Origin of the sequence: Cyclobacterium xiamenense, from assembly GCF_900109255.1 — a bacterium.
GTDB classification, from domain to species: Bacteria; Bacteroidota; Bacteroidia; order Cytophagales; family Cyclobacteriaceae; genus Cyclobacterium; species Cyclobacterium xiamenense.
In genome coordinates this window covers 456875-476735 of sequence record NZ_FNZH01000004.1, presented here as the reverse complement: position 1 = coordinate 476735, position 19861 = coordinate 456875, and the positions used below count along the sequence as shown (strand labels likewise).

Annotated in this window: 13 protein-coding genes; 4 read left to right on the top strand and 9 right to left on the bottom strand. The window is 52.4% G+C overall.

Going from position 1 to position 19861, the window contains the following annotated elements:
• Positions 1-65: 65 nt before the first annotated feature.
• Positions 66-2027 carry a CASTOR/POLLUX-related putative ion channel gene (locus BMW71_RS15525; protein ID WP_092175875.1) on the top strand — a complete coding sequence of 654 codons (1962 nt, stop codon included), beginning with the start codon at positions 66-68 and terminating at the stop codon, positions 2025-2027.
• An 802-nt stretch (positions 2028-2829) separates the two neighbouring features.
• Here the strand turns inward: BMW71_RS15525 and BMW71_RS15520 are convergent.
• The 4 genes from BMW71_RS15520 to BMW71_RS15505 form a co-directional block, all read right to left on the bottom strand.
• On the bottom strand, positions 2830-3546 hold the full coding sequence (locus BMW71_RS15520) for an enoyl-CoA hydratase/isomerase family protein (RefSeq protein WP_092175873.1): 717 nt from the start codon (positions 3544-3546) through the stop codon (positions 2830-2832).
• The gene (locus tag BMW71_RS15515; RefSeq protein ID WP_092175870.1) at positions 3543-5102 is read right to left on the bottom strand and encodes an acyl CoA:acetate/3-ketoacid CoA transferase; all 1560 of its coding nucleotides are present in this window, start codon (positions 5100-5102) and stop codon (positions 3543-3545) included. Before BMW71_RS15515 ends, BMW71_RS15520 begins: the two co-directional genes overlap by 4 nt.
• A gap of 117 nt (positions 5103-5219) precedes the next feature.
• Positions 5220-6602 (bottom strand): MATE family efflux transporter, encoded by a 1383-nt coding sequence (locus BMW71_RS15510; RefSeq protein ID WP_244891191.1) that lies wholly within the window; start codon positions 6600-6602, stop codon positions 5220-5222.
• 45 nt (positions 6603-6647) lie between these two features.
• Complete coding sequence (locus BMW71_RS15505; protein WP_092176140.1) at positions 6648-8603, bottom strand: heparinase II/III domain-containing protein; 1956 nt, start codon at positions 8601-8603, stop codon at positions 6648-6650.
• 250 nt (positions 8604-8853) lie between these two features.
• On the opposite strand from BMW71_RS15505, the gene BMW71_RS15500 reads away from it, so the two are divergent.
• Both BMW71_RS15500 and BMW71_RS15495 read left to right on the top strand, forming a co-directional pair.
• Entirely contained in the window at positions 8854-9909 is a 1056-nt protein-coding gene (locus BMW71_RS15500; protein ID WP_218145592.1) for a c-type cytochrome, read from the top strand.
• The gene (locus tag BMW71_RS15495) at positions 9906-11267 is read left to right on the top strand and encodes a hypothetical protein (protein WP_092175864.1); all 1362 of its coding nucleotides are present in this window, start codon (positions 9906-9908) and stop codon (positions 11265-11267) included. The genes BMW71_RS15500 and BMW71_RS15495 overlap by 4 nt, the downstream gene beginning before the upstream one ends.
• 230 nt (positions 11268-11497) lie before the next feature.
• On the opposite strand, the gene cysQ is transcribed toward BMW71_RS15495, so the two are convergent.
• From cysQ to BMW71_RS15470, 5 genes are all read right to left on the bottom strand, one after another.
• A complete protein-coding gene (gene cysQ, locus BMW71_RS15490; RefSeq protein WP_174238250.1) occupies positions 11498-12256 on the bottom strand; it encodes a 3'(2'),5'-bisphosphate nucleotidase CysQ in 759 nt (252 codons plus the stop codon).
• Positions 12257-12342: 86 nt separating this feature from the next.
• Positions 12343-13602 (bottom strand): sulfate adenylyltransferase subunit CysN, encoded by a 1260-nt coding sequence (gene cysN, locus BMW71_RS15485; RefSeq protein WP_092175862.1) that lies wholly within the window; start codon positions 13600-13602, stop codon positions 12343-12345.
• 308 nt (positions 13603-13910) lie between these two features.
• The gene (cysD, locus tag BMW71_RS15480) at positions 13911-14816 is read right to left on the bottom strand and encodes a sulfate adenylyltransferase subunit CysD (RefSeq protein WP_092175859.1); all 906 of its coding nucleotides are present in this window, start codon (positions 14814-14816) and stop codon (positions 13911-13913) included.
• 2 nt (positions 14817-14818) lie between these two features.
• Entirely contained in the window at positions 14819-15412 is a 594-nt protein-coding gene (gene cysC, locus BMW71_RS15475; RefSeq protein WP_092175856.1) for an adenylyl-sulfate kinase, read from the bottom strand.
• 34 nt (positions 15413-15446) lie between these two features.
• Complete coding sequence (locus BMW71_RS15470) at positions 15447-17204, bottom strand: SLC13 family permease (RefSeq protein WP_092175854.1); 1758 nt, start codon at positions 17202-17204, stop codon at positions 15447-15449.
• Between the two features lie 605 nt (positions 17205-17809).
• Between BMW71_RS15470 and BMW71_RS15460 the strand changes: the two genes are divergently transcribed.
• Positions 17810-18928 carry a metallophosphoesterase gene (locus BMW71_RS15460; protein WP_244891190.1) on the top strand — a complete coding sequence of 373 codons (1119 nt, stop codon included), beginning with the start codon at positions 17810-17812 and terminating at the stop codon, positions 18926-18928.
• Positions 18929-19861 lie beyond the last annotated feature (933 nt).

The window sequence follows — 19861 nt, the reverse complement described above, 5'->3', positions numbered from 1 at the left end:
ATTAGTTAGTCGGAGGAATTGCCTATATTGGAAGGGAGACAACCGCCACCTTCTTCTATTCCTGTATGCGCTTTACAAAACTCCGTATTCGGCAAAAAATTTTATTTACCCTCGAACGACAACTGGTAAAGGGCGCACATTACCAGTTGTTGCTGGTGGCCGCTCTGATCGGGATCATTTCCATCCTCGGCGGGCTATTGGTCATGCCCTCCGGTCCACCTACTTCCCGGTTTGGCGAATCGGTGTGGTGGGCCTTTTTGCGACTTTCCGATCCGGGCTACCTGGGCGACGACCAGGGAAGCTGGCGCAGGTTGATTTCCACGCTGATCACCGTGGCCGGCTACGTGGTGTTTTTGGGATCCCTGGTGGCCATTATCACCACCTGGATGAACCGAAAAATCCGGCACCTGGAACAAGGGCTGACCCCAGTTACGGCAAATAACCACCTGCTGATACTAGGCTGGTCGAACCGAACCATACACATTGCTGCCGAGATCTTTCAATCGGTGGGCCGAATCAAACGGTTTCTACTGCGCTTTGGGGCCAACAAGTTGCAGCTAATCATTCTATCGGAAGAGGTCGGGCCCTTTCAAATGCAGGAACTGAAGGACCATCCCATGATCGGGAACCGTGCCAGCGAAATCGTGCTGCGAACGGGATTGGCCATCGACCGGGAGCACCTCCGGCGGGTGGACAGTCTCAATGCTTCCGCCATCATCGTACCCAGCCTGGCATACGGACGACGGGAGCTGATCAATCCGGATATCGAAACCATCAAATGTCTCCTGTCCCTAAATGCGGAAGCCAGCATGCACCCGGGACACAAACTGCCCTATGTGGTGGCGGAAATTCAGGATGAATTCAAAGTTAAGGCGGCCTACCGCTCGTACACGGGCCCACTCGAAGTGGTGGGTAGCAACACGATCCTCAGCAGACTCATGGCCCAAAACATCCGTCACCCGGGCCTCTCGGAGGTTTATAACGAGCTATTGTCTCAAATTGTCAACAACAACCTGTTTTGTCAACAGTTTCCGGAGCTAGTCGGCTATAGCATTGGAAGTCTGAAACGAGCATTTACCCGGGCCGTGATCCTGGGCGTGGTACATTATCCGGAAGGCCAGGCAGTGCCTAATTTGAATCTACCGGACAACCATCTTTTAGCAACGGACGAACGTCTGGTAATTCTGGCCAAAAGTTCTGCCGATTTGGTCTGGAAATCGAATCTGCTATCAAAAAAAGCAACCCAGTCCCTGATGCGGACCCCGCTACCGGTAGAAGATCCCGCTGAAACCATCCGGGTACTGGTCCTGGGATGGAACGAACACGTACCTTCCCTGATTAAAGAACTCTGTTCCTACGAAGAGGAAAGCTATTTCGTCCGCCTGGTGGCTCTGCGGCCCTTGCAGGAGCGGGAAAAGGAATTGCAATTTCTCAACGAGCATCCAAAACGTGTATCCTTGGAGCACGTGGTGGCGGATTACATCCGGGAATCCGAGATCCAAAAGACCGAAGCTGGAAGTTTTGACCACATCGTCATGGTGAGCAGCGACCGAATGGAAGAAGAGGAAGAAGCCGACGCCCGCACCATGGTGGGCTATGTGCTGCTGGAAGAGTTGCTCGAAAAAGCACCCAAAAGACCCTCCGTTTTGCTGGAGTTGGCCGACCCCAGCAACGAATCCCTGATCCGGCGCTTCCAAGCGGAAGTTATCATCAGCCCCATGGTGTTGAGTCACCTGCTGGCGGGAATTGCCCTGCAGCGGGAGCTCAACAGCATCTATACCGAACTATTCACAGTTGGCGGCGCGGAGATTATTTTTAGAGAGCCAAAGGCCTATGGAATCTCCCCGGGGGAAATCGCCTTTCACGAAATCGAAACGCTGGCTGCTTCTCACGGAGAAACCGCCCTTGGTTTGGCACTCGATCCACGGAAGCACAAAAAAAACCACCTGCGTCTCAATCCAGACAAAAAAAGAAAGCAGATGCTTTCGGAAACCGACCACCTGGTGGTCCTCACCACGGTCTACTAAGGCCGTCCATACCGTAAGGCCGTATGCGTATTTTTTCACAAATTAATCCCCACCGTTGGTTTGGGTTCGGGAATTCAAGAATGTCTGAAATTTAACGGTACAAGCAGCAACTAGACAAACAGCCGGTTAGCAACCAGTAAGTTTTTTACAGGTACCCTAAATGAAAATTCTTCCCGGTTCCTGAAAGGCACAATAGCGTTTATCTCTCCTGCTTACCTAGACACGAATAGAATCTATTTTGAAAAAAACTTAGTAGTCCATATACTTTTTTCTTTCTTTTCCCAATTTGAAAAGGTAGTCGCTTAAGTGGGTAATCGACCCGCACTAAAAATCCAACTTTCTACCCGAAAGTCGGCATTTTTTTTGCCAATGCAACATTTTGTACCCTTTATAGACACAAATGACTACCCCTGTTTTCATCCGTTGTCTGTATCTTTACGTTATATAAGCTGGCGAACATAGCAATAGCGCTACTTATCAAATCCTATTTACCTAACCTGGCTACCGGTCTGCTGAATGTCCGGTAGTTTTTGTTTTTTCTCCTTCCGTATGGGTTCAAGATAGGAATGCAAAACCCTTAGGGACTTTCTTACCGAACCGGCATCGCAAATGCCTTTGCGCGTTCTTTACTGACATACGTGCGCGTAAAAGAATCCTACACGCGGAGAATGCCAGACACACGGAGGTGTCCTTCAAATGGTTTTTGGCATTTTCCTAACGAACCGGGATTGCAAATCCCTCGGCGAATTCTTTACCGAAATAATTGGGTAAAGAAAGATGCTACACCTAGTAGAGGCATTCCTTATTTCGTGCGGAGGCGGAGGGTACGTTGGACGTCTTCGCTGATGGCAGTAGCATCCGTTTGGCTGTCTTTGGAAAATGCCGCCTTGGCCATTTTAACTGCTTCCGGGTCAGCCAGCGCGAGTTTTTCCAGCCATGCGCTGCATTCAGGTTCCCATTCCACCTTTCCGAATACCCGATGTACCAGGCCTAGCCGCAAGGCAGCAGCTGCATCCAGGTTTTCTGACAAAAAAACCAACTCGCGGGCCGCAGCATCGCCGATACATCGCTGCAGCCGGTGCATGCCACCCCAGCCCGGCAACCAACCGTGTCGCAGTTCGGGACAGCCCATCACCACCGTCTCCCGGGCAAGCCGAAAGTCACAGGCCAGGGCCAATTCCAATCCCCCGCCCAACACATAGCCTTGCAACAAGGCCACCGTTGGCTTGGGAAAACAAGCCAGGTAATTGAACACCACGTGTCCTTTCCGGATCCAGTCTGCAATGCCTTGATCGTCCAATGCCTTAAATTCTCCAAGGTTGGCTCCCGTGGAAAAAGCCTTCTCCCCTTTGCCCTGAAACGCCACGGCCCGGATTTCCGAATCCGTTTCTGCGTCCATCAGTAGCTGCTCCACGGCTTCCAGTTCCAACATACCAAAACAGTTGTACTTTTCGGGACGATTGAGTACGATAAACAGGGTTGTTCCCTCGGTGTAGTGTTCGATATAGGCCTCACTCATTGGTTAAAATTGGCTAAGTAGGGTTTTGCCGCAGCAAAAACCGCGGCATCCATGGTTTTTAATTGACTGGAAATGCGGGGACGAAAATCCATCGCATCGAGTATATCCGTCTGCAGGTCGGCCCCCGGGGCGATTTCTATCAGTTCCAGGCCTCCGGCCGTCAGGGTAAAGAGTGCCCTTTCGGTCAGGTACAGGATTTCCTGGCCTTTCTCCAGGGCATAGCTGCCACTAAAGGTCACCTGTTCCACCCGGGAAACAAACTTTTTGAATGAGCCAGGATCCGTGATACGAATTCCCTGTTCTCCGGTTTCCACCACCGACCGGGCGGCAAAACCGCCGCAAAAAACCACTTTCTTGCTGTGCTGAGAGATGTCGATAAAGCCACCACAACCGGTAAGCTTGCCCCCAAATTTGCTGGAATTCACGTTTCCGTACTGATCCACCTGGGCAAATCCCAAAAAAGCCAGGTCCAGTCCTCCTCCATGAAAAAAGTCAAATTGGTAGCCATCGTCGAGGATGGCATCCGGCTGATGCATGGCACCAAAATTTAAACCCGTGGTGGGAATGCCTCCCAGCGGGCCCTGCTCAATCAAAAAGGTCAACTGCCCAAATACACCGGCCTGCCTGGCCACAATGGGAACGCCGTCGGACATGCCGTAGCCCAAGTTCACGAAGGCCCCGGGAAACAACTCCAGGGCTGCCCTTCTGCTGATGATGCGCTTGATGCCGGAAAGCTGCAGCTGCTCTTCCGATGCAATGGCCCCCTCTTTGGAAATAAGCGAGGCATCGTAGGGGGTAAGGTAGGTCATGGGCTGCTCCGGTTCCACGACCACGTAATCGATCAGGGCTCCCGGCACCTTTACCTGGATGGCGGGGGTACATCGATCAGGCCGGAGGGCCTGCACCTGTGCAATTACAATGCCCCCGTTGACCCTGGCCGCCTGGGCTTCCGAGAGCATGGCAAAACTGGCCACCTCCCCTTCCATGGACAGGTTGCCGTGCTTGTCCAGGCTGGTTCCACGAATCAAGGCCACGTCCACCGGATGGGTTTTGAAAAAAAGATGGGGCTCTCCAAGGATATCCACCCGGCTGACCAGGTCTTCCACAGCCTTTTCGTTAACCTTCCCACCCTCCAGTTGGGGATCCACAAAGGTATGCAGACCGGTTTTGGTGAGCAGGCCCTTTTCTCCACCGGCAGTGGCTCGCATCAGGTGACTGAGCACCCCCTGCGGAAAATTGTAGGCTTCGATCTGATTGGCTTGGGTCAAGGCCACCATTTTGGGGGCATTTCCAAAAAATCCCCCAATAACCCGCCGAGCCAACCCCGGCTGTGCCAGGTGGTTGAGTCCGAGTTGGTCCGAGTCCCCCAACCCGCAGGGATGCAATATAGTCAGTCCAGCGGGGCTTTGCTCCCGGGCATACCGCTCCCCAATGGCCTTCAGCAACGCGTCGGGAATGGCATGTCCCGCCCCGCCTCCACCAATACAAAGCGTCTGTCCATTGTTGACGAGTGCCGCTGCCTCGCCGGCTGTGATCTGTTGGGGGTATCGATTCATTCGATTGATGCAAATTTTGGCGCCAAGTTAAGGCATCCTCGGGTTCAATTTCAAGGAAAATACTGGATTAATCCTTTTTTTCTTGACCATTTTCTCAAATCGGGCAGGGTACGGCCCTCAGGCCTTTGCAAATTTCCACCGCCCCTTTCGAAAAAACCAGAGAGCAATCAGGGCATGCAGGGAATGGCAAAAGGCGATCGTACTAAAAATCCCCAACGTTCCCAGGTCGAAAGTGACCGCCAGGACATAGGCCATGGGTATTTCCAGCAACCAAAACACCCCCACGTTGATGTAAGCGGGTGTGCGGGTGTCACCGGCCCCATTAAACGCCTGCACCATCACCATACCCACCGCATAAAAGATATAGCCCAAAACGGTTACTTTCAGCCCGGTGGCTGCGATTGTTCGCACTTCTTCCCCCTGTACAAATATGCCCGCCAGGCTATCGGCAAAAAGTAGGTAAATAAGGGTGACGGAGGCCAGAAAAATGAAATTGTACCGGGCCGTCAGGTAAGTGGAAAGTTCCGCCCGAAACGCCTTCCCGGCTCCGAGATTTTGCCCCACCAATGTGGCTGCGGCAGCCGAAAGGCCCCATGCCGGCATCAGGCTAAATAGCAAAATGCGAAAGGCAATGGTATAGCCCGCCACGGAAGCGCTCCCAAATTCTGCGGCAATACGGGTGAGCACAATCCATGCGGCCGAGTCCACCAGAAACTGCCCCATACCGCCGATGGATATGCGAATAATTTTTTTCAGGGTAAGCCAGCGAACCTTCAGGTTTTGCCGACCGATTACCAGGCGGTGCTTGCCGTTGACCAGGTGGTAAACCTGATACAGCACGCCCACGCTTCTGCCGATGGTGGTAGCCCAGGCGGCTCCGACCAGTCCCAGCCCCTCGAAGGAGCCTAAACCAAAAATCAACAGCGGGTCCAGGAAAATATTCAGGCCATTGGAAATCCAAAGTGCCCGCATGGCCAGGTGGGGAGCACCCGCACCCCGGAAGATCCCGTTGATTAAAAACAGCAGCATGATGGCCGTATTGCCGGCAAAAATGATCTCCGTATAGGAGGTACCCTGTTCCAATACACCAGTTTCCGCTCCCATTAGGCCCAGGATTTCCCGGGAATACAGAAAACCTCCCAGGCCCAAAGCCAGCGAGGCTAACAGGCCAACCAGCAGCAATTGGAAGGCAACGGTTCCCGCCCGTTGGTAGTTTTTTTCACCAAAGCGGCGGGCCACCATGGCCGTACCTGCCATGCTGATGCCCACGCCCAGGGAATAAATGATGGTGAGCACGGCCTCGGTCAGGCCCACGGTAGCGACGGCATCTTCGCCTAGCCGGCCCACAAAAAAAATATCCACCACGGCAAAGAGGGATTCCATGATCATTTCCAGGATCATCGGAACCGCCAGAAGTACAATCCCTGTTTTGATCGGAATACGGGTATAGTCCTGCTCCTCTCCCCGAATGGACGCCCCAATCAATTTCCAAAGTGGCATTCGTTTTTTCATTGGAAAAATTCCTTCGTAGGTACCGCCACCGGACTATTCCCGGTAGAGCTCAAAACTGGATTCCCCGCGTTCACCAGGCGTAGTATGGACAAAATTAATGCGGTAAATCCGGTCGCCCCATTTCTGCCCCACCCCTCTATCTTCCGGCTCGGTGAGGGCGATTTTTTCCACGGTCACCTCCATTTTGTCCGGATCGTAGGCAAGCAAAAAAGGTTGCGTTTCACCGGCCGCGTTCTGAAACGGAATGCGCACCTCTCCCGGGCGAACGACCTGAGCCGGAAACACGGTCATCAGGTGCTGGGTAATCGTGGACCCTTCCCCTAACTCGTAGCGATCGCTGACGCGAACCTTCTTACCCCGATCCAAACGCAGCGTACGTTGCCAGGATTGGATACCTGCATCCTCCGGATAGGCACCAGCCAGGTCCATGCTAAGGGTACTGTGATTGTTTCCGGTCCGGTAGTCCAGCTCCTTAGCGCGGTACAAGCTTCCGGGCAACTGCGTCAGGCCGTTGACGGTGGGTAAATTGTGGTAATCGGAGCGGTTGTACCAAATGGTATAACGCTCACCGCTAAACGTTTTCCGCGTGTAAGTACCCCTTCCTACATCGATCAAGAGCGGGAGGCCGTCGTAGTAGACTACGTAATTTCCGATATCGTTGTGGTTGTGGCTCTCGTCGTTATGGCCTCCCTTGGCGGCAAAAAAGAACCCCTCTGTACTGCCCTCCTGGTCCCTGGCCGCCATTACCTGAGTATCCGGAAGCCAAACATCTTTTGGAAGCGGAAGCCCTGTTTCGGCCTGGAGAAACTCCTCCTGCATGAAAAGCTCGAAGAACTTCCTAAAATAATGAAACCGCGGCAATGAGGCCGCTTCTTTCTCCCGGTAATAGGCTCCAAACCGCATCATGTCCGGGTCGTTTATGGCCTTACCGTAGCGGTAAATCATGGAGGCAGCCATGCTGGGCTGGGGATCGGCATCGGCAAAATTGAGGAAATAGTCGGGGCTAATCTGAGCGCGGTAAATGAACTTCCCCATGTTTTTCACCTTTTCGTCGGCATATACGTACTGAAACGCCCCTTCCGTGGCCAGGTCCAGCAGGGAAATCGTGTCAAAAAGGGAGGCTGCAGCCGCTCCCCAGTAGCTGGGCCCCTCGTCACAGCCTCCATCTGCCGGGTAGGGACCGAGAAACTCATCCACTACCTGCATGGCTTTAAAGATCAGTTTTGCCCGCTGATTTTCGTCTTCCTCGAGGAGGAGTGCGGCATTGATCCAGTTGGAGCAAATCCAGGGGTTCCAATTGTTGGGCGGACGACCATTTTCGTTGGCACGCATCCAGGCATGGTGCTGATTCATCAGCGGTTCAAATATCCGTCTATTGGTTTCGTAGCGGATGCGCTTGCGAATTTGCGGCGAAATTTCATCAAACTTCTCCCCAAGAAAATAATCCGCCCAAGCCAGGTAGGTGGCGGTTTCGGCAGCAAATAAATCCACAAAGGGTTTGGACACGTCCATCAATCCCGAGTACTCCTCGGTCTTTGGCAGGTGGGCGGGTACTCCCCAAAAGGACTCCTCACAGATGGACCAGATGCCATTGACGATGGGATCGATAAAACGGCCTTTGTTTTCGGCAATCTCTGCCAAAATCATGCTACCAAGGATTCGCCGCTTTTCGAAGGTAACGGCCTGGTACTCGTCCCGGTCTCCCGTCCGATCGATCAGCAAGGATTTGGTGGCAGGTATATAGGGCCACTGGTAATCCAGGTTTTCTTCGGCATAGTCCAGGTATTGTTTCAAAAGGGCGCGATCGGCCTGTTCCCAGGCAGACCGGTCGTCCAGCCTGGGGAAGGGCTGCCATTCGGAAAGGGGAATCAGTAATTCGGATAGATCGTCTTCGGTGTAGGTTCCGCTGACCAGCCGTTGGGCCTTGGCATACAAGGTAATTCCCAGGGCCAGCAGGGTAATCCAATACGTTTTTGCAGAAATCTTCATCGGGGCTTTTTTTTGTTGGTCAATTGGGTTGTTGCCATACCGCCTATCGGAAGGCCTATTCCCGTTGCACCAGTTCCAGAAATTAGCAGCCACGACCAGGTACCCGGCAGCCATTTTTGGTGTGTTTACGGGGTTTATTTTCTGGGAAAGATACGCATTTCTTTGGTATCGCTGTACCTATTATGTGATACAAATCACTTTTTTCCGGTACCGATAGGGGTAGCTTTGTACAGATAAAATTTACTGTAGTGTGAAAAAATCATCCCAAACCATATTGCCCTTGATCCGGGGACTTTTCGGCTTGTTGCTAGTCGTATTCTTGCTCACCTTGTTTGTTGCCGGTCTGGTCCTCAGTCAGTGGACCCAATCCGGCACTCCAGGCACTGCATCCATGCAACTCAGCCAACCAACAGCCCCTGCGGCACCGGATCCTTCCTTGATTTCAGCGGAAGGAATTTGGCAGGCACCTGACTGGAGCAGGGTGGCCGAAGCCCCCAATGCATCCCAAATCGAATACGGCAGGGAGTTGGTGGCGCATACGGCCGAGTACCTGGGACCGGAGGGGAAGGTGCTGCGCATTTCCAACGGCATGAATTGCCAAAACTGCCATTTGGAGGCGGGCACGGCTCCGTTGGGAAATAATTTTGGCGCGGTAGCGGCCACCTATCCCAAGGTGCGAAACCGCTCGGGACGCTCCGAAGACATCCCCAAGCGGATCAATGATTGTTTTGAACGGAGTCTAAACGGGCGCGGATTGGAAACGGATAGCAAAGAAATGCAGGCCATGGTGGCTTATATGGAATGGTTGGGACAAGACGTACCTAAAGGCCAGAAGCTTCCCGGAGTAGGTATCTACGAGGTCCCCCTGCTGGACCGGGCCGCTGATCCGGTGAAGGGAAAAACCGTGTACGACCGCCAATGTGTGAGTTGCCACGGAGCAGATGGCCTGGGCATGAAAACACCATCGGGAACGGCCTACCTGTACCCACCCCTCTGGGGACCTGCCAGCTACAATCAGGGCGCCGGCTTGTTTCGATTGTCTCGCTTTGCCGGGTACGTAAAAGCCAATATGCCGCTGGGTGCCACCTACAAACGCCCCTTGCTCAGCGACGAAGAGGCCTGGGACCTGGCCGCTTACGTGAATTCCATGGAACGCCCCACCAAGGACCTTTCCGGAGATTGGCCGGATATCTCCAAAAAACCAATGGACCATCCGTTTGGTCCGTATTCAGACCCTTTTTCCGAAGAACAGCACAAGTACGGCCCCTTTCAACCCATTTTGGCGGCAAAAAATGAAACCAAATGAAGAAAATCTGTTTTTCGCTGGTAGCGCTGCTGTGGTGGCTACCCGGCTTCGGTCAGGAAGATTCCACGCGCTGGAAACCGGAGCTGGGCGTCAGTCTGCGGTCCTATTTTATGAGTACTTCCTATTGGGAGGATTTTAAGGACGATTACGCCTGGGGGCAGATGGCACGGGTATCCCTGGGGAGCCGCCTTCCTCTGGGCTTTCAGCTAAAGGCCGATTACCTGGGATTTTTTCGGCTGGCCAGTTCCGATCTGACCCAACTGGATCCCCGCGTCCCCAATCTAAACCGATACGAGGTGGGTTTATTTGACGTAAATCACCTGGAACGGGCTGTTTTTGGGAAAATCGGTAATTTGTACCTGGATTACCGGCATGCCCGATTTCAGGCCCGATTGGGCCGAATGGAGATCAACACCCCCTTTATCAACGCACAGGATGGGCGCTTAAGCCCCACCTTTGTGGAAGGTTTTCGCTGGGAGTTGCAGGCGCATCCGAAATTGGCGGTAAGGCATCAGCTAATTTGGGGCATTTCTCCCCGGTCCACCGGACACTGGTTTGGTTTGGGCGAAAGCATCGGTATGTACCCCGTGGCCCGGGACGAATTTGGGCAGCCCTCTGCTTATTTTGGCAATACGCAGGCGGACCTTGCCCAGGTGCTGGAGCTGGACCTACAGCTACAACCGGGATCCTCCCTGCTACTAAACCATACCCTGGTGCAAAACATTTACAGTACCTACCTGGCACAGTGGGACCAAAGCTGGGAATTGCCCCTTCCACAGGTGCAGGGAATCACGGGACTGCAAGCCACCGTGCAGCACGGCATTGGGGAGGGAGGAAACGAGGAAATAGCCCTCCGTTACAAAAATCCGGAGGATGCCAATTGGATACTAAGCGGAAGGATCGGACTCCAATCCAAAAAAACACAGTGGCATCTCAACTACACCAAAATGCAGGGTAATGGGCGGTATTTGAGCCCCAGGGAATGGGGAAAAGATCCGTTTTACACGTTTATTCCGCGGGAACGAAACGAAGGAATGGAACAGGTAGATGCCGTTAGTACCTATTTTCAACAGGCTTTTCCGGAAAAATCCCTGCAACTATACAGCTACCTGGGCCTGTATTTCCTACCCGACCCGGCGGATGCAAAACGAAACAAATACGCTGTGCCTTCCTACGGGCAGGCAAACCTGGGGCTGCGGTATGCCCCAAAAACCTGGATAAAAGGGCTCAACCTGCATTTAATTTTGATGAGCAAGGTAGCATTGGATCAGGAAGACCTTCGACCTGCCTGGGTATATAACAAAGTCAACCTGTTTCATACCAACCTGATTCTTAATTACACAATGCCGGGAAATTGATCTTCCGGGAAATCTTTTAGCCGGACGGATACGGGCAGCAAACGTAGCTGCGCAGCCTCTGGGGTAAGCAGCGTCCCCTTTGGGAAATAAAAAAACCGTTGAATCCACCACAGGCCTCAACGGTTTTTTTGGGTATTCTACCTATTTCTTTCTCCTCTTACAGTAGGCAGGCATTGCCTCCCTACAAAAAATTCCGATCAGCCAGCATTAAGACCAGTGTGCAGGTCTACTTAGCTGGAGCAGATAAACCAGGGATTGAGCAGGTTTTCTTTGTTGTACAAAAGGGGGCTCTCTTCGTCCGTTTTTTTGACGGTATAGCCAAGCGGCAGCAATACGCCGTGCGCCGCCGCCGTGTCCCATTCCATGGTCGGAGCAAAGCGAGGATAGAGTTGGGCTTTTCCTTCGGCCAGAAGCATAAATTTCAGGGAAGAGCCCATGCTGATCACTTCGGCGTCGGGATACCGGTCGATTACCTCCTGGGTTTCCGGACTCAGGTGAGAGCGGCTGGCCACGATGGAGCGCACCGTTTGGTCCGCCGGTGCTTGCAAAGACCGCGCCTCAGCCTGCCCCTCCTGCTTCCAGGAACCTTCCTGGGCATTGCCCCAGTACATCCAATCCAACACGGGCGCATAGACCACGCCCAATACAGGCGTATCCCGATGAATTAAGGCGATATTGACGGTAAACTCCCCGTTTTTCTTGATAAACTCTTTGGTGCCATCCAAGGGGTCCACCATCCAAAAATAGGTCCAGTTTTTTCGCTCGGTATAGGGAATATCCCTACCTTCCTCCGAAAGAACCGGATAGGGGGTTTCCTTGAGGTGTTGCATGATTACCTCGTGAGCAGCCTTATCGGCGCGTGTCAGGGGAGAATCGTCGCTTTTCATTTCCACCCCAAAATCCGCCGAATGGTATATCTTCAGGATTTCCGCTCCTGCCTCCCTCGAAGCTTCGACGGCAAGTTGCGTTAATTTTGTAAGGTCGATCATCTGTTTCTGTTCAAAAATTTTTGATGAATGGGCACTGTTTTCAGGTGCCGGCTACGCTCGCATAAGCCCGGCGCGTACCCTTCGTCTTAAATCACCATTCCAGCAGCGACGGTTTCGTTGGTATTGGGATCGATCAGGATGATGGAGCCGGTTTGTCGGTTGCGGCGGTAAGGGTCAAAAAACAAGGGTTGGGCCGTACGAATACTGATTCTGGCAATGTCGTTCATTCCAATTTCGCCTACCCCTTCTTCCCGGTGCAGGGTGTTAACGTTTACCCGGTAAAGGATCTGTTTCACCATCACCTGGCACTCTTTGGTGGTATGTCGCAGCAGCAATTTGCTCCTCCCTGCCAGCTTTTGCTGGCTCATCCAGCATATCATCACATCCAGGTCCTGCCCGACGGTGGGTACGTTATTGGGCCGCACCAGCATGTCGCCCCGGCTGATGTCCAATTCGTCCTCCAACGTCATGGTGACGGACATGGGCGAAAAGGCCTCGGCGATGGGTTGTCCATTCAGTTCGATGGTTTTTATTTTGGAGGTAAATCCGGATGGCAATACCTTCACTTCGTCACCGGGTTTAAAGATTCCGCCTTCAATCCGTCCGGCATATCCACGAAAGTCCCGGTGCTCGTGTGTATGGGGTCGAATGACCATCTGTACCGGGAAACGGCAGTCGATGTGATTCAGGTCGGAAGCGATGTGTACGTTTTCCAGCAGGTAAAGCAGGGTAGGCCCTTCGTACCAGTCCATGTTTTTGGAACGATCCACCACATTGTCTCCCTTTAATGCGGAGATGGGTACGAAGTGCACGTCCTTGATTTCCATTTTGCTCGCAAAGGCCTTGTAATCCTTGATAATGGTTTCAAACACGGTTTCATCGTAATCCACCAAATCCATTTTGTTTACGCAAACGATGACATGGGGAATCTTCAACAAGGATGCGATAAAGGAATGGCGATACGTCTGCTCGAGCAGGCCTTTTCTGGCGTCGATCAGGATAATGGCCAGGTTGGCGGTAGAAGCACCGGTGACCATGTTGCGCGTATACTGTATGTGTCCCGGTGTATCGGCGATGATGAATTTCCGCTTGGGCGTGGCAAAATACCGGTAGGCCACGTCAATGGTGATGCCCTGCTCCCGCTCCGATTTCAGCCCATCGGTGAGTAGGGAAAGATCCACGTAGTCAAAGCCTTTCTTCTCACTGGAAGTTTTAACGGCCGCAATCTGGTCTTCAAAAATGGACTTGGAATCAAATAAAAGCCTTCCGATCAGGGTACTTTTCCCATCGTCCACCGATCCGGCAGTGGTAAATCGTAAGAGTTGATTGGTTTCTTGTATGTTCATGCGCGTTGAGTTAGTTCCGCGATCCGCATCGGAACCGATGCGATGTTCGTGGTTGTACGTATCTGGTTGGTATCACTTTCTACAGGTAGCTGAGACATCCGCTGTTTGTATTTCCGTTTGTTTGTATGCGCGGAAGGATTTTAAGTACTTCTGCGGCCTTTCGGCGACTCCTGCCCGAATGAAGCAAGGTCTGGTGTCAGTAGGCCATTTTCTCCAAATCGGGAAAAAGGTTTTCGAACCGCTCCTTTTTTTGAACGCCTAAATCCTTTTCTGCGAAGGGGGCGCTTCTTCCCTGGCTCGACGAAACGTTAAAAGTAGCCGCTTTTCTTGCGGTCTTCCATGGCCGTTTCCCCCCGCTTATCATCGGCCCGGGTACCGCGTTCGGTGGTTCGGGTGGTGGCGACTTCCGCGATGATTTTTTCCAGGGTATCGGCCCCGGATTCCACCGCTCCCGTAATGGGCATGTCGCCGCAGGTACGGTAGCGAACGGTCATGGTACGTATTTCCTCTTCGGGCTTCAGTTGGATAAATTCCGATCGGGCCAGGATCACCCCGTCTCGGACCACACAGTCCCGTTGGTGGGAGAAGTACAGGGAGGGCAGGTCGATGTTTTGGTACTGTATGTACTGCCAGACGTCCATTTCGGTCCAGTTAGAAATTGGGAAAATTCGAAAGTGCTCGCCCATGTGTTTTTTGCCGTTGAATAGGTTCCACAGCTCGGGCCGTTGATTTTTGGGATCCCACTGCCCAAACTCATCCCGGTGGGAGAAAAATCGTTCCTTCGCCCGGGCTTTTTCCTCGTCTCTTCTGGCACCACCCATGGCGGCATCGATCTTGTACTCCTCCAGCGTATCCAGCAGGGTTACCGTTTGCAAGGCATTTCTGCTGGCGTTGGCACCGGTTTCTTCCCGTACCTTGCCGTCGTCGATACTTTTTTGCACGGATCCTACGATCAGCTGTACCCCCAATTTTTCTACCAGTTCATCCCGAAATGCAATGGTTTCGGGAAAATTGTGCCCGGTATCGATATGGATCAGGGGAAAAGGGATTCTGGAAGGATAAAACGCTTTTCGGGAAAGATGCGCCAGCACGATGCTGTCCTTACCGCCAGAAAACAAAAGGGCCGGTTTTTCAAATTGGGAGACCACCTCCCGGATTACAAAAATTGCCTCCGCTTCCAGTTCTTCCAGGTGGGATAAATAGTAATGTGCCATAATCAACGTTTGAGTTTTTTATCTAATGCTTCTACCAGTTGGTGTACCGCCAAATCCAGGGGGACTTCGGCGGTTTTAATGACTCTAAAGGGGGATTCCGGTGTTTCATAGGGCGAATCAATGCCTGTAAAATCCTTGATCAGCCCTTTGCGGGCTTTTTGATACAATCCTTTCACGTCCCGTTCCTCGCAGATTTTAAGGGGGCAATCCACGTGGATTTCCAAAAACCGGCCGGATCCGACCAGTTCACGGATCATTTCCCGATCGGAGCGAAAGGGAGAAATAAAGGCCGAAAGCACGATCAACCCGGCGTCCATCATCAAGTGGGCCACCTCGGCGATCCTGCGGATATTTTCCACCCGGTCTTCCTTGCTGAAGTTCAGGTCCCGGTTTAGACCGGTACGTACATTGTCACCATCCAGCAGGTAGGTGTGGTACCCCTGTCCGTGCAGTGCCTGCTCGGTCGCATTGGCCAGGGTGGACTTGCCAGAACCGGACAATCCGGTGAACCAGATCAGCGCCGGATTTTGCCCCAACGCCTGTTGGCGGAGCTCCTGGGTAATCTTAAATTTCGACGGATGAATGTTTTCCTGCATGGACTTTCGCTTGTTGGAAGCGCTTTTGAATCGGTTACAAATAATACCATTGAATAAATACCATCACCACGGTACCGTAGATCAGGGTCAGGGGAAACCCAATGGCAAAATAATCCCTGAACTTGTAATTTCCCGGCCCCATGACCATCAAATTGGTTTGATACCCAATCGGCGTCATAAAATCTCCGGAAGCCGCAAAAGCGATGGCCACAAAGAAAGGCGTTAAGGGCTGCCCCAATTGCTGCCCCAGCTCCATGGCAATGGGGAACATGATGGACACGGCCGCCGCATTGGTAATCAGGCTGGTCAAAACCAGAGTCACCACAAAAAGCAAGGCCAATGCCCAAACCGGTGCCGCCCCCTGGGTCAGAAAGAGCAATCCCGATGCCAGCATGGTGGCCGCGCCGGAATTGTTTAGAGCCACTCCCAGGGAAAGGGAACACACCAGTATTAACAGCAAATCCAGGTCCACGGCTTTCCGTAAAGTCTGCAAATTTAACACTTTAAATAGATACAGGGTAAGAATTCCGGCAAAAGCTGCCATAAAAAGATCCACCCAGCCGATAATTCCGGTCAACAATAAACCCAATGCAAGTAGGGAAGGCAACCGCCGAAACCGTCCATTTTCGGCGTTGATTTCCCCGCGAAGGGTAATGATAATCAGGTCTTTGAGGTAATCGTTGCGGTTATGATCCTTGCCGGTCAGCATCAGGAACAGGTCCCCGGCCTGCACTTTGGTTTCCCCGATATTTCCTTTTAGTTGCGTTCCGTTCCGGTGTATGGAGATAATCGAGGCCTGGTACCGATTCCGAAAATCACTGTCCTTGATCTTTTCTCCGATCAGCGAGGAACTGGCAGGCACCACGGCTTCGGTAAGTTGAAAAAATCCGTAGTTGGACACGTGCCCCTCCTCCGGAAGGCTCAAACCGTTTTCTTCCTGAATCAGCTGCAGAATGGCATCCGTATTGCCAGTAAAAAAAAGCTTGTCTCCCTCCTGCAGCAGCTCGTTGGGGCCAACGGGAGAAATCTCCTGATTGCCCCGCTTGATCTCGGCCAGAAAGATTTCCCGCAACTTGCGTAGGCCCGCCTCTTTAACCGTTTTGCCGTGCATTTTTGAACCCAGGGGAAGATGGGTTTCTACCAGGTACTCGTTCAGGTGGTCGATGATTTCGCTTTTGTTTTCCTCTCGATCCGGAAGCAAGCGGTTGGAAGCAATGCTGAGGTAAAGTATTCCCGAGAACGCTACCAGCAATCCCAGGTACAAAAAATCCTCGAAACCCAGCAGCGGCAGCCCGTACTGACTAATCAGTCCATTCAATACCAGGTTCGTGGAAGTACCCACCACGGTGATCATTCCGCCCAGGATCGTGGAAAAGGAGAGCGGAATCAGGAATTTCGAAGCAGGAACCTGATTGGTCTTGGTCCATTCCTTTACATACGGAATCATAAATGCCACGACGGGGGTGTTGTTCAGTACCGCCGACAAACTTCCCACGAGCAACATCATGCGCGCCCGGAATATCCCCGGCCGGAGTTTCTGACTGAAAATCCGGAAAAAGAACCCCGTGCCGATATTCTGCTGTATGCCTGCCGTGAGTCCGATCAGGAGGAATATGACCACGATCTGTTTGTTGGCCAGACCCATCAAAAATTCCTCCGGCTGAATGATCTGCAGAAGCAACAATAAAAAAACTGCCCCCAAAAATGCAAAGGACGGTCGCAGCAGGTCCCGGTAAAGTACCAGTACCAATCCCGCTACTATATACAAGGTAATCAGGCTGGGGCTAAACATAACCAGGGTTAAGGACGAAACACAGCTTCGCCCGGTGAGTCCCGAAAAAGACCGAATTTATTCGCCAATCCGGAGCCGGGGGCAAAAAGCGGGCTCCTGAACAATCCATTCCTCGGACGAAGCCAACTTGTTGCGTTTACTCGGGGATTTTTACCGATTGGGTTGCCGGTATCCTGCAGGGTGAAGAACGATCTGCAAGTCACGGCTTTTCAAACGCCCAAAAGTAGTCGGGCAGGCATTTATTTCAAAATTTTCGAACCAATTATACCGGGACCTGCCAGCCCCTTCCAGCGATAATCCCAAACAGATTTGATGGGGGAAATTTTTCAAACACTCTATTTCGTATTTTATAATAAATTAACTGTTGTTAGAATAATTTTTAGCCAGCAGATCCGCTTTTGGAAACAATGAATTTTTTTTCCTGCTTTCCCTATGGGTTAGGTCGACAATTGACAGAATGTGCATTTTATTTAGCAAAATCGATTCCTTCGATTTACATTCGTACCTGTTGAAACAGCCTCCGTAATTTCCAATAGCTAACCGGATGTCGGGTTGCTTTCCGGAGAGTTGCAGCAATACCTGCGATCCCGATAACTGCCAAAGAGATGTGCAAACAAAAACCACCTGCGCGCCTCCCGGAGGAGGCCCAAACCTACCGGCCATTTTCGGCTGCTTTTCCCAACCGGATTTCCCGAAGCCGGCGTTCGAATTCGGCTAGCGGACCCGCCCCCACGGGCCAACAGTTCCCGAGAGGTGTAGCCGGTTTTTCGCAGACAACCCGGTATCGACAGGGGGCCCTGGCCCTGCTCCTTATTGGTTGCCTCCTTGCTGCCTGCGCGCCTCAGGAGCAAAAAATAGTGCGATTTATGGCGATGGGAGACGTTCCCTACCACCTTCCCGAAGATTTCGTGCGGTTTGAACGGATGATTGGGGCCATCAATGCGGCGGCACCGGATTTTTCCCTGCACGTGGGTGATATCAAATCCGGCGGTACGCCCTGTTCGGATGCCTATTTCGAAACCATCAAAAACTATTTCGATGCATTTGAGCAGCCGCTGATTTACACGCCGGGAGACAACGAATGGACGGATTGCCACCGGGAGGCCTGCGGTGGTTACGAGCCGGAGGAACGCCTGGACAAACTCCGGCAGCTTTTTTTTGCCGGGGAGCAAAGTCAGGGCAAACAGCCCATGCCGCTGCAGCGGCAAAACAGCTGGGAGGGGTTTGAGAAATTTCCCGAAAATGCCCGCTGGCAACAGGGAGGAGTGACCTTTGGTACCTTGCATGTAATTGGCTCCAATAATAATTTTAAATTGGATTCAGGTGCGCTAAACGATGAATTTTACGAGCGGGAACTGGCCAATAACTTTTGGCTGGAGCAACTATTTGCGCAGGCAAGGGAAGCGCAAAGTAAGGGTCTGGTGTTGGTACTGCACGCTGGTCTGAATTACCAAACCCGGGACGAGCGCAACGGGCATGCGAGCTTTGTAACCATCCTCCGCAAGGAAGTACTGGATTTTGGGAAGCCGGTCTTGCTGCTCTACGGGGACCGGCACCGATTTATGGTGGACCAGCCGCTTCGGGACAGCAGTGGCCGCACGATGACGAATTTTACGGCCGTACAGGTATTTGGCGATCGGGACATGCACGCGGTACAGGTAGAGATCGACCCGGATAACCCCAACTTATTCTCCATCGATCCTTTTTACGTGGCTGGCAATTAGTCCGTATCCGCGCGCTTCCCAGACAGGCGCAAGGAAGTACGGGAGCGAAGGAGGGCTGGAACGAAGAGAGGCCCTTGGGGTTTATCGGCCTAAACCCAATCACAGACGAAAGCCTGGTGCTCGAATAACACCAAGCGCTGAAAGCGTGGAACACCACAGCACAGGGTGGAGCCCTGTGCTAGTAAAAAGGGTATACCCGGACCTTTGGCGTTTATTGAGCGAATCCCGAATGTGTATGAAAAAAAAGTGCACAAAATAAACCTTCGCAGTCTGGAAGACCTCAAAGCTGATGACCTTTTGGGTGTACTGGTCTTAGCGGAAGGTGCGTGAAAGAAAGGTGCACAAAATATGCTCTTATAGGATTCGACACTTCTTGTTGTGTCGCTATTTTGAACCATTTAAGGCATATAAGAGATCCCGAACTCGCTCCAATACCGTTCACAATTTTTGAAATCCGTCTGGCAGATCGGTTATGCCATTTCGTTCGTACCCCCCCTTCTATGCCCTTAGATGGTTCCGATTTTTGTAACCATACAAGGCGATGACCATTTCCAGCGCTGAAGGCGCCAAACACCAAAGCCCAGGGTGTAGCCCTGTGATAGATCGTCTCGATCCCAGCATCCCAAGCCCTGCAGGGGCGAAATATACCCGTCAATCCACCGCGTCTGGAAAAAGTCTTCCGATTTACAAACGCCTACGTACAAGCTACAGACTGCCGCGGGTGCCAAAGCGTATACTGAAATCCGAATGCCTCAAATTGACTTACGCGTGGGCTGAGCCTGTCGAAGTCCACGCTTACGAACACATCCCCGTGGGCTGAGCCTTCCGAAGTCCACGCTTACGAACACGTCCCCCGTGGCCGCCTCTGCCTCCGCCTCCGCCTTCGACAAGCTCAGGCATCGGCCAGGACGGATACTTACGCGTGGGCTGAGC